The organism is Kitasatospora sp. NPDC127116, assembly GCF_042677365.1.
Taxonomy (GTDB): Bacteria; Actinomycetota; Actinomycetes; order Streptomycetales; family Streptomycetaceae; genus Kitasatospora; species Kitasatospora lactacystinica.
Map to the genome: position 1 here is coordinate 1 of NZ_JBHXTL010000190.1, position 14270 is coordinate 14270.

The following is a 14270-nucleotide window of genomic DNA, read 5'->3' on the forward strand; positions in this document are numbered from 1 at the left end:
CGGCGGGGGCCCGGGTCGCGCTCCCGCCCGCCCCCCCCGGGTGGCTGCGCCCCGGCCCCGCCTCCCCGGGGGCCCCCGCCCCGAAACGCCCTACCGCCCGTCCCCCCGCTCCCGGGCCCCCGGCCGATCGGCTACTGCCGTGAATTGTGGAGCATAGGAGACTCGAACTCCTGACATCTGCCTTGCAAAGGCAGCGCTCTACCAACTGAGCTAATGCCCCTCGACGGCACCGCGCGCGTGCCAACGGGCACTAGCGTACCGGTTTCCGGCGCGATTCCCAGCGCCGTCCCCCTGGAACGGTGCTGTTCCATGGGGTCGGCCGGTCCGGTTCGTCGACCGGGCCGGCCGGCCCGGGAGGCGCCGACGGGCGCCTCCGGAGTTCGTCGATCGTCAGATCGCCGGGGGCTCAGCGACCGGCCGGAACCGGGTCGGTGGCCTCGGTCCACAGGTCCTGCTCGGCGCGGTCCGCCTGGACCTGACGGTAGACAAAGAAGCCGCCGAGGGCGACCAGGGCGACCAGGAGAAGCTTCTTCACCGCGGGACCTCGTCCTTCTTGCGTTGATGGACTCAAGAGCCGGATCCGGCCTGACTGACCGGGCCGACGAGTCCAGTTGTGTTTCGAGCGCGAACGGGCTGCCGAGTGCCAGACTGCCCTTGCGGCCGATGATACACACCGGTGTCCCAATCGTGACCAGCCACCGGTACGGCCAACCCGGCGGTCCGGTCCCGGGATTGACGCCGCACCTCCTGGCGGGCGGTCCGGCCGCCCCCGGACCGTCCGCCGCGCCCACGGGTCAGGCCCCGCACCCCGGGCCCCGCACCGCCCCGGCCGCGGGGCCGTTCGCCGGGCGGTCCGGCACCACCACCACGGCCGTGCCGCCCGCCAGGTCCACCCTGGTCCGCGGCGGCGCCCCCTCGCCCTCCTCGTCCCGCAGCATCAGCGTGCTGCCGCGTTCGTCCAGCTCGTGCTGCTTGCCCGCGGCGAACTGCGCGTGCAGCTGCTCGAACCCGGTTGCCGAGATCTGCCCCTCCCGACCGGTCCCCCGCCAGGGCACCCAGCGGGCGCGGCCCGCCCTCAGTGCCAGCTGGTCGAGCACCGCCAGCACCGCCAGGGCGCAGACCAGTCCGGGGATGCTCATCGCCCACAACACCGCCATGCCGTCACCAACCCTCCACCGTGTTTCCCGGGGAACCGTCGGGACGGGCGCTCGGTTCCCGGTCCGGCGGCGGGAAAAGCGGCGGGAAGAGCGGCGGGAAGAGCGGCGGGAAACGCCGAAGGGCCCGGAGTGGATCACTCCGGGCCCTTCGGGGAGGTGGGCCTAACAGGACTTGAACCTGTGGCCTCTTCCTTATCAGGGAAGCGCTCTAACCGTCTGAGCTATAGGCCCTCACCGAACAGAGATCGTACCGGATCCCGGCCGCTCCACGGCCCCGCCCGATCTCGAAAGAGTCGAAGGGCCCGGAGTGGATCACTCCGGGCCCTTCGCGGTTGTGGGCCTAACAGGACTTGAACCTGTGGCCTCTTCCTTATCAGGGAAGCGCTCTAACCGTCTGAGCTATAGGCCCTTGCCGCACTGAAAGATTAGCGGACCGACGGCCGATCTCCCAAATCCGGCTCGGCCGGGGCCGCGGCGGCACCCCTCGCGACCAGCCCCGGCGCACCGGCGGAGGGCCGCAGCAGCCACTCCTCGCGGGTCGGCGGCAGGCCCGCCGAGCCCTCCTCGGTGCTGCGGACGGCGAGGACCTGGTTGATCCCGATCCGGTTCTGCTCGAAGGCGAGCGCGGAGGCCGCCATGTACAGCCGCCAGACCCGGGCCCGGCCGCGGCCGACCAGCCGGACCGCCTCCGTCCAGTGCGCCTCCAGGTTGGCCACCCACTCGCGCAGGGTCAGCCCGTAGTGCTCGCGCAGCGACTCGACGTCCCGGACCTCGAAGCCGGCCTCCTCCAGCCGCGCCACGGTGGAACCGACGGGGGAGAGCTCGCCGTCAGGGAAGACGAAGCGGTCGATGAAGGGGCTGGGGCGGTGCTGTTCACCGGGGAGGTCGGGGCGGCGGGCGATCTGGTGGTTGAGCAGCCGGCCGCCGGGCACCAGCAGCCGGTACAGGCCCTCGGCGTAGACCCGGTACTGCTCGGCGCCGACGTGCTCGGCCATCCCGACGCTGGAGATCGCGTCGAAGGGCCCGTCGGCGATCTCCCGGTAGTCCTGGAGCCGGACCTCGACCCGGTCGGACAGGCCGGCCTCCTCGACCCGGGCACGGGCCAGCGCGACCTGCTCCCGGGAGATGGAGACGCCGACCGCGGTGACCCCGTAGTGCTTCGCCGCGTGCAGCAGCAGTGAGCCCCAGCCGCAGCCGACGTCCAGCAGGCGCATCCCCGGGCGCAGGCCGAGCTTGCGGCAGATCAGGTCGAGCTTGGCCTCCTGGGCGGCCTCCAGGCTCTTCGCCTCCGGCGTCCAGTAGGCGCACGAGTAGACCATCGAGGAGCCCAGCACGATCCGGTAGAAGTCGTTCCCGACGTCGTAGTGGTGGCTGATGGCCGCGCGGTCCCGGCTGCGGCTGTGCAGGCGTCCCGCGGCCCTGCGGACCTCCTCGCGGGGCGGCTCGGGTTCCAGGCCGACCGCGCCGGCCCGCAGCACGGCGGCGAGCACCCGGCGGCCCCTGGCGCCGACCACGTCCCGCGGGCCGAAGGCCAGGGTGCGGATCTCCGGCCGCTCGGCGAAGCGGGCGACGGCGGAGAGCGTCTCGTACAGGTCGGTGCCGGGGGCGAGCTCGAGGTCCCCCGCGACGTAGGCCCGGGCCAGGCCCAGTTCGTCCGGCCGCCAGATCAGCCGGCGCAGCGCCCGACGGTTGCGCAGGACCACGGTGGGCGCGCCCGGAGGCCCTGCGGCGCTGCCGTCCCAGGCCTGGACCCGCAGCGGTACCGGGACCCCCAACAGCCCTTCCAGGGCCTCCACCAGTTGACCTGCGAGCTTCGCCACCGCGCGCCTCCGTCCAGTCGTCCTGCGGAACCTCAGCCGACCCGGTCGGGCGGATCGGGGGCGGCCTGCGGCACTCCCGGGATTCGGGACGGGTGGCACCCAGCTAATCCCACTGCGGCCGCCCGCTTTCCGGGCGGCGCGCCGCGGGCGGCCGGCTGTCACCCGAAATGCCGACGGGCCCCACCGGCTGCAACAGCCGGTGGGGCCCGTACATTCCGTCCCCGGACGGGAAACTGAGCGTGCGTCAGGATCCGGCCGGAATCAGTCCTCCTCGGCCAGGGTGAGCTCCACGCCGCCGGTGAAGCCGGCCGCCGCGTTGTAGATGAACGCGGAGAGCGTGGACAGGGCCGTCAGCAGGACGACGTCGACCACGGCGATCAGCGTGGTGAAGGTCATCACCTTGCCGAAGCCGACGTAGTCCATCAGGTTGAGGCCGCCGCTGCTGTCCGAGCCGGTGACGTCCTTGAGGGTCTTGGTCAGCGAGTCGAAGACGCCGAGCGAGTCCAGCGTCATCCACAGCACGGCCGCGGCCACGATGATGATGATGCCGACGGCCAGCGACAGCAGGAAGCTGACCTTCATCACGGACCACGGGTCGACCTTGGTCACCCGCAGCCGGGCCTTGCGCGTCCGGCCGAGCGCGGAGCCGCCGGCCGCGGGGGCCGGGGCGGGGGCCGCGCCGGGGCGGCGCGCCGCCCCGCCGGTGGGGGTGCCACCGGGCGGGGTGTGCCCCGGGACCCGGGTGCCCCGGGCCGGGGTCGGCTGCCCCTTGGCGTAGGTGGTCGGCTGCGAGAAGCCGCCCGATCCGGCGGCCTGGCCGCCGCTCGCCGACGCGGCCTGCTGCCCGCCGTAGGTCGCACCGCTCTGGCCCGCTCCACCGGCCGGCGGCATCAGCGAGGTGGACGCGGCCGAGTGATCGGTCGGCGGCTGCGGAACGCCGTACGAACCCCCGCCCTGCGCGCCCGGACGGCCGCCGGAGGTTCCTCCCGCAGCACCCGTGGCTCCACTCACCTGGTCCTCCCGCACTTCCCACCAGGACGGCGGTGCCGCCCTGCTTCGTCAATCGTCATCCAGCGCCCGGCGGGATTGCCCGGAACTGGTCGGCGGCCGGTGCCGCCGCGCCCGTTGATGGGACGCGGCGGCACCGGTCTGCGGTTCGGTTCAGGCCTCGACGTCTCCGTCGACCGCCGTCACCGCACCCTCGGCCGTCTCGGTGGACTCGGTGGACTCGGTACCCGCCACCTCGTCCTCCGCCGTCTCCTCGTCCTCGGCCTCCGCGTTGCGGGCCATGCCCACGACCGCGTCGCGCTTTCCGAGGTTGATCAGTTGGACGCCCATGGTGTCACGTCCGGTTTCACGAACCTCGGAAACCCTCGTGCGGATCACCCCACCCGAGAGGGTGATCGCCATGATCTCGTCGGATTCGTCGACCACGAGCGCGCCGACCAGCGAGCCCCGGCCCTCGACGATCTTCGCCGCCTTGGTGCCGTAGCCGCCGCGCCCCTGGACACGGTACTCGTCCACACCGGTGCGCTTGGCGTACCCGCCGTCAGTGGCGGTGAAGACATAGGTACCCGGACGGACGACGTTCATCGACAGCAGTTCGTCGTCCTCCCGGAACGCCATGCCCTTGACGCCGGAGGTGGCGCGGCCGGTGGGGCGCAGGGCGTCGTCGGTCGCGGTGAAGCGGATCGACTGGGCCTTCTTGGAGACCAGCAGCAGGTCGTCCTCGGCGGAGACCAGCTCGGCGCCGATCAGCTCGTCGTCCTGGCCCTCCTCGTCCTGGCGCAGGTTGATCGCGATCAGGCCGCCGGAGCGCGGCGAGTCGTAGTCCTTGAGCGCGGACTTCTTCACCAGGCCGGCCCGGGTGGCGAGGACCAGGTACGGCTTGTCCTCGTAGGTGCGGACGGCCATCACCTGGGCGATGTGCTCGTCCGGCTGGAAGGCCAGCAGGTTGGCCACGTGCTGGCCGCGGGCGTCGCGCCCGGCGTCCGGCAGCTCGTAGCCCTTGGCCCGGTAGACCCGGCCCTTGTTGGTGAAGAACAGGATCCAGTTGTGGGTCGTCGTCACGAAGAAGTGGTCGACGATGTCGTCCTGCTTCAGCTGGGCACCGCGCACGCCCTTGCCGCCGCGCTTCTGCGAGCGGTAGAGGTCGGAGCGGGTCCGCTTGACGTAGCCGCCACGGGTGATGGTGACGACGATGTCCTCCTCGGCGATGAGGTCCTCGATGGAGAGGTCGCCGTCGGAGGGGATGAGGGTGGAGCGCCGCTCGTCGCCGTACTTCTCGACGATCGCGGTGAGCTCCTCGGAGATGATCTCCCGCTGACGGGTCGGCGAGGCCAGGATCGCGTTGTACTCGTCGATCTTGCGCTGGAGCTCGTCGTGCTCGTCCATGATCCGCTGGCGCTCCAGGGCGGCCAGCCGGCGCAGCTGCATCTCCAGGATGGCGTTGGCCTGGAGCTCGTCGATGTCGAGCAGGCCCATCAGGCCGGTGCGGGCGGCGTCGGCGCTGGCCGAGGCCCGGATCAGCGCGATGACCTCGTCGATCAGGTCCAGGGCCTTGAGCAGCGCGCGCAGGATGTGGGCGCGCTCCTCGGCCTTGCGCAGCCGGAAGGTGGTGCGCCGGACGATGACCTCGACCTGGTGGTTGACCCAGTGCCGGATGAAGGCGTCCAGCGACAGGGTGCGCGGCACGCCGTCGACCAGGGCCAGCATGTTGGCGCCGAAGTTGGTCTGCAGCTCGGTGTGCTTGTAGAGGTTGTTCAGCACCACCTTGGCGACGGCGTCGCGCTTGAGCACGACGACCAGGCGCTGACCGGTGCGCGAGGAGGACTCGTCGCGGACGTCGGCGATGCCGGCGATCTTGCCGTCCTTCACCAGGTCGGCGATCTTCAGCGCGAGGTTGTCCGGGTTGACCTGGAACGGCAGCTCGGTGATCACCAGGCACTGGCGGCCCTGGATCTCCTCGACCTCGACCACGGCGCGCATGGTGACCGAGCCGCGGCCGGTGCGGTAGTAGTCGTCGATGCCGCGGCGGCCGACGATCAGCGCGCCGGTGGGGAAGTCCGGGCCCTTGATCCGCTCGACCAGGGCGTCCAGCAGCTCCTCGGCGGAGGCCTCCGGGTTCTCCAGGTACCAGAGCGCGCCGGAGGCGACCTCGCGCAGGTTGTGCGGCGGGATGTTGGTGGCCATGCCGACCGCGATGCCGGTGGCACCGTTGACCAGCAGGTTGGGGATGCGCGCGGGCAGGACGGTGGGCTCCTGCGAGCGGCCGTCGTAGTTGGCCGCGAAGTCGACGGTCTCCTCGTCGATGTCGCGCATCATCTCCATGGCGAGCGGCATCATCTTGCACTCGGTGTAGCGCATGGCCGCCGCCGGGTCGTTGCCCGGGGAGCCGAAGTTGCCGTTGCCGTCCACCAGCGGCATCCGCATCGACCACGGCTGGGCCAGGCGGACCACGGTGTCGTAGATCGAGGTGTCACCGTGCGGGTGGTAGTTGCCCATGACGTCGCCGACGACGCGGGCGCACTTGTAGTAGCCCTTCTCGGGGCGGTAGCCGCCGTCGTACATCGCGTAGAGCACGCGGCGGTGCACCGGCTTGAGGCCGTCGCGGACCTCGGGCAGCGCACGACTGACGATCACGCTCATCGCGTAGTCGAGGTACGAGCGCTGCATCTCGGTCTCGAGCTCGACCGGCTCGATCCGCATCGTCACCTGGGCGGTGGCCTCGGCGGCTTCGGGAGTCTCGGGCTGTTCGCCTTCGGGACGGTTGTCGTCGACCACTGGTGGTCAGTTTCCTTTCACGCGGACTGGAACGTGCGGGGCCTGCGGTGCAGGCGTCACACGTCCAGGAAGCGGACGTCCTTGGCGTTGCGCTGGATGAAGGAGCGGCGGGCCTCGACGTCCTCGCCCATCAGCACGGAGAACAGCTCGTCGGCGCGGGCGGCGTCCTCCAGGGTGACCTGGAGCAGCAGCCGGTGCTCGACGTCCATGGTGGTGACCCGGAGCTCCTCGGCGTTCATCTCGCCGAGACCCTTGAAGCGCTGGATCGCGTCGTCCTTGGGCAGCCGGCGCCCGGCCGCCACCCCGGAGGCGATCACGGCGTCGCGCTCGCGGTCGGAGTAGGCGTACTCGAAGTCGTCCTTGCCCCACTTGATCTTGTACAGCGGGGGCATCGCGAGGTAGACGTACCCGGACTCGACCAGCGGCCGCATGAAGCGGAACAGCAGGGTCAGCAGCAGGGTGCGGATGTGCTGTCCGTCGACGTCGGCGTCGGCCATCAGCACGATCTTGTGGTATCGCAGCTTGGACTCGTCGTAGTCCTCCTGGATGCCGCAGCCGAACGCCGAGATCAGCGCCTGGACCTCGGTGTTCTGGAGGACCTTGTCGATCCGGGCCTTCTCGACGTTCAGGATCTTGCCGCGGATCGGCAGGATGGCCTGGGTGCGCGGGTCGCGGCCCTGCTTGGCCGAGCCGCCGGCGGAGTCACCCTCGACGATGAAGATCTCGCACTCGGACGGGTCCTTCGACTGGCAGTCGGAGAGCTTGCCCGGCAGCGAGGCGGACTCCAGCAGGCCCTTGCGGCGCGTCAGGTCGCGGGCCTTGCGGGCGGCGACGCGCGCGGTGGCGGCCTGGATGGACTTGCGGATGATGTCCGCGGCCTCGTTGGGGTTGCGGTCCAGCCAGTCGTTGAGGTGCTCGTGGACGACCTTCTGGACGAAGGTCTTGGCCTCGGTGTTGCCGAGCTTGTCCTTGGTCTGGCCCTCGAACTGCGGCTCGCCGAGCTTGACCGAGATGATCGCGGTCAGGCCCTCGCGGATGTCCTCGCCGGAGAGGTTGTCGTCCTTCTCCCGGAGCAGCTTCTTGTCCCGCGCGTAGCGGTTGACCAGGCCGGTCAGCGCCGCGCGGAAGCCCTCCTCGTGGGTGCCGCCGCCGTGGGTGTGGATGGTGTTGGCGAAGCTGTAGACCCCCTCGGTGTAGGAGGAGTTCCACTGCATCGCGATCTCCACCGAGATCGCCTTGTCCTTGTCCTCCGCCTCGAAGTCGATCACCGAGGGGTGGACGACCTCGCCCTTGCGGGAGTTGAGGTGGGCGACGAAGTCGGCGATGCCGCCGTCGTACTTGTACGTGACGGTGAGCGGCTTGCCGTCCTCGTCCGCGTGCTCGGGGCGCTCGTCGGTCAGCGAGATCGACAGGCCCTTGTTGAGGAAGGCCATCTCCTGGAAGCGCCGGGAGAGCGTCTCGAAGGAGTAGACGGTGGTCTCGAAGATGTCGGGGTCGGCCCAGAAGGTCACCGTGGTGCCGGTGCGGTCGGTCTCCGCGCCCTTGGCGAGGGGGGCGGCCGGGGCACCCATCTTGTAGTCCTGGGTCCAGATGTGGCCGTCCTTGTGGATCTCCACCGAGAGCCGGGTGGACAGCGCGTTCACCACGGACACGCCGACGCCGTGCAGACCGCCGGAGACGGCGTACCCGCCGCCGCCGAACTTGCCGCCCGCGTGCAGGACGGTGAGCACGACCTCGACGGCGGGCTTGTCCTGACCGGGGACGATGTCCACCGGGATGCCGCGGCCGTTGTCGACGCAGCGGATGGCGCCGTCGGCCATGATCGTGACGTCGATGGTGTCGGCGTACCCGGCCATCGCCTCGTCGACGGAGTTGTCCACGACCTCCTGCACCAGGTGGTGCAGGCCGCGCTCGCCCGTCGAACCGATGTACATGCCGGGGCGCTTGCGGACGGCGTCGAGGCCTTCCAGCACCTGGATGTTGCTACCGGTGTAGGAAGCCTGGTCGGACTGGTCTGGGGTCTGGCTGGGGTTGCCGGAATCGGCCACGAAGCGCCCTCTCTGGCACAGCACGGGCCGCACGCCCACCCCGTGCGGGCGGGCGTGCGACCACAGCGTTTCGACTCGGTTGCCACTAGCAACAGTGTTTGGCTCTCAGTCTACCGGTACGACTGACATAGATGGGCGTTTGGCAGCCCTTGAGGGCAGATACGCCGCCCTGAATCCCCTCTGCACATGTCCCGATACTCGACCGGGGGGCCCAGGGCGCCTGGAAGGGCTGTCAGGGGTTCCGGAAGATCGTCGTCCGATCCGTGCCCCCGGCGGCCGCCCGGTCCCCCGGTCAGCCCCAGGTGTCGCCCGGCCCCTTGCTCCCCGGCGCACGCAGCCGGCCGTAGCCGCGGGCGGGCGCCGCCGGGCCGAGCACCTTGATCGTCCGGACCGTCCCGTGCCCCAGCTCGTGGTTCAGACGGGCCACCAACTGCCTTGCCAGCCAGCGCAGTTGGGTGGCCCATGCGGTGGAGTCGCACTGCACGGTGAGCACCGCGGCGGCCTCGTCGTAGGAGGAGGGATGGCAGTGCGCGGCGATGTCCGGGCCGACGATCTGCGGCCAGCGGCCCATCACCCCGCCGACGGCGGCCGAGGACTCCCAGCCGCGCTCGGTCAGCAGCCGGTTGAGCGCCGCACCCAACGGGACGGGGTCGCGGCCGTCCGAGCGGGCACCGCTGCGCAGGCCGTACCGCTTCGCCTCGCGCTTCTCGCGGACCTGCTCACCGCGCTGGCGGGCCTGGGCACGGGCCGCCCGCAGCGCGGAGCGGGCGAGGTCGGCACCGGTCGGCGCGGGAGCGCCGGGCTCGGCGGCGTCGGACCGGGGTGCTCCGGGCTTGGGAGCTCCGGGCTTGGATGCTCCGGACCTGGGGGAGTGCTCCGCCGGCTCGCTCACGGCGATCTCCTTTCCCCAGCCTGTGGACAACGGTCGCGGTCGCGCGCCCGCCGAGCCGTCCAGCCTACGGGAGCGGCCGGACCCCTCGGACCGGAGCGGGGGTGGGCGGTGCACGGAAGTGGTCGCGGTGCGGTGGCGGCGGTGCGGTGGTCCGGGTGCGGCGGCACCGGTGAAAGGGGACACCCGCGGGCGGGGGCACCGCCGGCGCCGGTGAAGGGGGTACTCGGGCGGAAGCCGCCGCCGTAAGAGCGCTCGGTCAGGCGTCGATCCGGCGCACCGCGCCGTCGGAGACCGCGAACCGGGCGCCGGCCAGCGCCTTCGGCACGTCCTCGGCGACCGCCGCGGTCACCAGCACCTGCTCCCCGTCGGCCACCAGCTCGGCCAGCCGGTCCCGGCGGGCGGCGTCCAGCTCGGCGAACACGTCGTCCAGGATCAGCACCGGCTCGCCGCCGTCGGCGCGCAGCAGCTCGTACGAGGCCAGCCGCAGCGCCAGCGCGAACGACCAGGACTCGCCGTGGCTGGCGTAGCCCTTGGCGGGCAGCGGGCCGAGCCTGAGCAGCAGCTCGTCGCGGTGCGGGCCGACCAGGGTGACGCCGCGATCGACCTCCTGCTTGCGGGCCGCCTGCAGCGCGTTCAGCAGCTGCTCCTCGGCCTGCTCGCGACTGGTCGGCAGTTCGCCCTCGAAGGAGCTGCGGTACTCCAGGGCGGTGTCGCCGCCGCCCGGGGCGAGCTGCCCGTACGCGGCCGCCACCAGCGGCTGCAGGGCGGCCACCAGCTGGATCCGGAAGGCCGTCAACTCGGCGCCGGCGCGGGCGAGATGGCCGTCCCAGACCTCCAGGGTGGACAGGTCGGCGCCCTTGCCGCCGCCGGCCCGGCGGGCCATCGCGGCGGTCTTCAGCAGGGCGTTGCGCTGCTTGAGCACCCGCTCGTAGTCCTGCCGCACCCCGGCCAGCCGGGGTGCCCGGGCGGTCAGCAGCTCGTCCAGGAAGCGCCGCCGCTCACCCGGGTCCCCCTTGACCAGGCTGAGGTCCTCGGGGGCGAACAGCACGGTGCGCAGCAGGCCCAGCACGTCGCGCGGGCGGACGTTGTCGGAGCGGTTGATCCGGGCCCGGTTGGCCTTGCCCGGGGTGAGCTCCAGCTCGATCAGGGTGGAGCGGCCGCGGTCCACCACCGAGGTGCGGACCACCGCCCGCTCGGCGCCCAGCCGGATCAGCGGGGCGTCGGTGGCGACCCGGTGGCTGCCCAGGGTGGCGACGTAGCCGATCGCCTCGACCAGGTTGGTCTTGCCCTGGCCGTTCGGTCCGACGAAGGCGGTCACGCCCGGGTCGAGGGGAACCTCGGCCCGGGCGTACGACCGGAAGTCGGCGAGCGACAGATGCGCGACGTGCATGGCTGTGGACTGCGCCCGCCTTCTTGTGGAGGACCTGCTGGTTACTTGGACTCGACCGCGTGGCCGCCGAACTGGTTGCGCAGCGCGGCGATCATCTTCATCTGCGGCGAGTCCTCCTGACGGGAGGCGAAGCGGGCGAACAGCGAGGCGGTGATGGCCGGCAGCGGCACGGCGTGGTCGATCGCGGCCTCGACGGTCCAGCGGCCCTCGCCGGAGTCGGCGGCCCAGCCGCGCAGCTTGTCCAGGTGCTCGTCCTCGTCCAGGGCGCGGACGGACAGGTCCAGCAGCCAGGAGCGGATGACGGTGCCCTCCTGCCAGCTGCGGAAGACCTCGCGCACGTCGGTGACCTCGGGGGCGGCCTCCAGCAGCTCCCAGCCCTCGGCGAAGGCCTGCATCATCGCGTACTCGATGCCGTTGTGGACCATCTTGGCGAAGTGGCCGGCGCCCACGGCACCCGCGTGCACCGAGCCGAACTCGCCCTCGGGCTTGAGGGCGTCGAAGACCGGCTGGGCCTTGGCGACGTGCTCGGCGTCGCCGCCGTACATCAGCGCGTAGCCGTTCTCCAGGCCCCAGACGCCGCCGGAGACGCCGCAGTCCACGAAGCCGATGCCCTTGGCGGCCAGCGCCTCGGCGTGCTTGATGTCGTCGGTCCAGCGGGAGTTGCCGCCGTCGACCACCACGTCACCGGGGGAGAGCAGCTCGGCGAGCTCGTCGACGGTGGCCTGGGTGGCGGCGCCGGCCGGGACCATGACCCAGACCACGCGCGGGCCCTGGAGCTTGGTGACGAGCTCCTGGAGGCTGTCGACGTCGGAGATGTCCGGGTTGCGGTCGTACCCGATGACGGTGTGGCCGGCGCGGCGGATCCGCTCGCGCATGTTGCCGCCCATCTTGCCGAGACCGATGAGGCCGAGCTCCATGACCAAGTCCTTACCTGTGGTGACGTGCCTGCCGGCGGCGCCGTTGCCGCACTCCTTGAGCCTACGCGCTGGAGCGGACCCGGCCGTCTGCGGTCGGGCCGGGCGGGGGAGACGTCCACAGGCTGTGCACAGCGGGTGTGCACAGCCTGTGGACGGTAGGACGCGGCGGGATCAGCCGGAGAGGCGGACCGGCATGATCAGGTACTGGTAGGCCTTGTCCTCCTCGGCGTCCACCGAGACCTTGCCGCTGAGCAGCGCGGGCTTGGTCGGGGTGGTGAAGCTGAGCTGGGCGAAGGGGGAGTCGATGGCCTTGAGGCCCTCCTCCAGGTAGCCCGGGTTGAAGGCGATCGAGATGGCGTCGCCCTCCAGGGAGGCCTCGATCCGCTCGGTGGCCTGGGCGTCGTCGCCCGAACCGGCCTCCAGGGTCAGCACGCCCTCCTCGAAGTTGAGGCGGACCGGGGTGTTGCGCTCGGCGACCAGCGAGACGCGCTTGAGCGCCTCCAGGAAGGGCTGGGTCTGGATCGCGGCGATCGCGTTGAACTCGGTCGGGAACAGGCTGCGGAACTTGGGGAACTCGCCCTCCAGCAGCCGGGTGGTGGTCCGGCGGCCGGCGCCCTCGAAACCGATCAGGCCCTCGCCCGCGCCGCCCGAGGAGAGCGCGATGGAGACGTTGTCGCCGCTGCCCAGGGACTTGGCGATGTCCTGGAGGGTCTTGGCGGGGACCAGCGCGACGGCGGAGATGTCCGACTGCTCGGGCTTCCACAGCAGCTCGCGGACGGCGAAGCGGTAGCGGTCGGTGGCGGCCAGGGTGATCCGGTCGCCCTCGATCTCGACCCGGACACCGGTGAGCACCGGGAGGGTGTCGTCCCGGCCGGCGGCGACCGCGGCCTGGCTGACGGCCGAGGCGAAGACGTCGCCGGAGACGGTGCCGGTGGCGGTCGGCATCTGGGGGAGCGCCGGGTACTCGTCCACCGGGAGGGTGGGGAGGGTGAAGCGGGAGCTGCCGCAGACCACGCTGACGCGCTGGCCGTCGGTGGAGATCTCCACCGGCCGGTTGGGGAGGTTGCGGGAGATGTCGTTCAGCAGCCGGCCGGAGACCAGGACGGTGCCGGCCTCCTCGACGTCCGCCTCCAGCTCGACCCGGGCCGAGACCTCGTAGTCGAAGCCGGACAGCGCCAGACTGCCCTCCTGCGCGGTCAGCAGCAGGCCGGCCAGCACCGGCACCGGCGGCCGTGCCGGGAGGCTGCGGGCAGCCCAGGCCACCGCCTCCGCGAGGACGTCACGCTCCACCCGGAACTTCACCGGTAACCGCCTCCTGGATCGAGCGCTCCCGCTCGCACTCTGGTTCGTCTGATCTTGATCGTCGGTTCGGCTGTCCGCCGAGCTCGGTCACTCCGCTTCCAGTCGCAAGGACAGTCTGACGTACTCCGCCGACAGACGGGGCAGACGGGCGGAAGCAACCCGAACGGTTGTCGGAGACCGGTTGTCCACAGATTCGGGGCCCACCCACTTTGAAAGCAAGTCCGGGGTCTAAATGTGTAGTGGTAGTAGTAGGGCCTGTGGAAACCGTGGATAACCCCGTTTCCCCAGGTCAGAGCCCGAATTTTGTCCACAGCGGCTGTGGACGGCGGCTGTGGACGGGCAGGCCTCGCTGTGGACAGCCGAGCGTTACCCACAGGCCACGCTGGGTATCCACAGGTTATCCCCAGGGCTGTCCCCAGATCCGGGCCCGGTTATCCACGGGCGCCGGTCAACTTTTCGTGACGCCTTTCACACCAGGGTATGAACGGTAGCCCACGGTTGTCGAACTGTGGACGCCGCTGTGGACAACCTGGGGATAACCGCCCTTCCCCTGGGGACAACCGGTGGATAACCCGGACGGCCCAGTGGCGGCCCGTCAACTGTCCACAGCCTGTGGATAACCGTTGTGCACAAGTCCACAGGCACTTGACCTGCGCGGAAGAGCGTAGCGGTGACGGGCCTGTGGACGAATTCTGGATAACTCCGCACTCCCCACCCTGTGGACGGTGGAGAAGGGGCCGGTCCTGTGGACAACGGCCTTGCGCGCCCTCGGTTTTCGAATCACCGGTCAGTTGTTCGGCGCGGGCTGTGGACTGGCGGAACGTCCGTCGACGGCATCCCTGCCCAGCCGGCGTGTTCTGCACACCTGTGGACGTGCGAAAGGGCGTCAGGATTCGCTCCTGACGCCCTGGGGCCGTGCCTCGTCGTGCCGTGCCGGGTGCCACGCGGCGCTGCACGGCAC

10 protein-coding genes and 3 tRNA genes are annotated in these 14270 nt (G+C 71.2%); all 13 read right to left on the bottom strand.

The genetic code is table 11. The features are described 5' to 3' along the window. Window positions 1-147: 147 nt before the first annotated feature. The 13 genes from ACFVHV_RS40540 to dnaN all read right to left on the bottom strand — a co-directional run bounded on the left by ACFVHV_RS40540 (window position 148) and on the right by dnaN (window position 13309). Window positions 148-220 (bottom strand) — tRNA-Ala (locus ACFVHV_RS40540). A 186-nt stretch (window positions 221-406) separates the two neighbouring features. Further along, window positions 407-535: a DLW-39 family protein gene (locus ACFVHV_RS40545; protein WP_014137031.1), complete on the bottom strand. Its 129-nt coding sequence runs from the start codon at window positions 533-535 to the stop codon at window positions 407-409. A gap of 259 nt (window positions 536-794) precedes the next feature. Then, on the bottom strand, window positions 795-1139 hold the full coding sequence (locus tag ACFVHV_RS40550; RefSeq protein WP_380358480.1) for a DUF6191 domain-containing protein: 345 nt from the start codon (window positions 1137-1139) through the stop codon (window positions 795-797). A 175-nt stretch (window positions 1140-1314) separates the two neighbouring features. Further along, a tRNA-Ile gene (locus ACFVHV_RS40555) sits at window positions 1315-1388 on the bottom strand. A gap of 104 nt (window positions 1389-1492) precedes the next feature. Next, window positions 1493-1566: transfer RNA gene (locus ACFVHV_RS40560), tRNA-Ile, on the bottom strand. Between the two features lie 16 nt (window positions 1567-1582). Then, window positions 1583-2977: a class I SAM-dependent methyltransferase gene (locus ACFVHV_RS40565; protein WP_380358483.1), complete on the bottom strand. Its 1395-nt coding sequence runs from the start codon at window positions 2975-2977 to the stop codon at window positions 1583-1585. A gap of 261 nt (window positions 2978-3238) precedes the next feature. Next, window positions 3239-3988, bottom strand: coding sequence for a DUF3566 domain-containing protein (locus ACFVHV_RS40570; RefSeq protein WP_359906984.1), 750 nt, complete (start codon window positions 3986-3988; stop codon window positions 3239-3241). A gap of 150 nt (window positions 3989-4138) precedes the next feature. After that, the gene (gyrA, locus tag ACFVHV_RS40575; protein ID WP_380358489.1) at window positions 4139-6685 is read right to left on the bottom strand and encodes a DNA gyrase subunit A; all 2547 of its coding nucleotides are present in this window, start codon (window positions 6683-6685) and stop codon (window positions 4139-4141) included. A gap of 131 nt (window positions 6686-6816) precedes the next feature. Next, window positions 6817-8832, bottom strand: a complete 2016-nt coding sequence (gyrB, locus tag ACFVHV_RS40580; RefSeq protein ID WP_359906989.1) for a DNA topoisomerase (ATP-hydrolyzing) subunit B — start codon at window positions 8830-8832, stop codon at window positions 6817-6819. 268 nt (window positions 8833-9100) lie between these two features. Beyond that, window positions 9101-9565, bottom strand: coding sequence for a DciA family protein (locus tag ACFVHV_RS40585; RefSeq protein WP_359907018.1), 465 nt, complete (start codon window positions 9563-9565; stop codon window positions 9101-9103). Between the two features lie 391 nt (window positions 9566-9956). Then, window positions 9957-11090 carry a DNA replication/repair protein RecF gene (recF, locus tag ACFVHV_RS40590; protein ID WP_359906992.1) on the bottom strand — a complete coding sequence of 378 codons (1134 nt, stop codon included), beginning with the start codon at window positions 11088-11090 and terminating at the stop codon, window positions 9957-9959. Between the two features lie 41 nt (window positions 11091-11131). Next, the gene (gene gnd, locus ACFVHV_RS40595) at window positions 11132-12007 is read right to left on the bottom strand and encodes a phosphogluconate dehydrogenase (NAD(+)-dependent, decarboxylating) (protein ID WP_359906995.1); all 876 of its coding nucleotides are present in this window, start codon (window positions 12005-12007) and stop codon (window positions 11132-11134) included. A gap of 171 nt (window positions 12008-12178) precedes the next feature. Beyond that, entirely contained in the window at window positions 12179-13309 is a 1131-nt protein-coding gene (gene dnaN / locus ACFVHV_RS40600) for a DNA polymerase III subunit beta (RefSeq protein ID WP_074001900.1), read from the bottom strand. Window positions 13310-14270 lie beyond the last annotated feature (961 nt).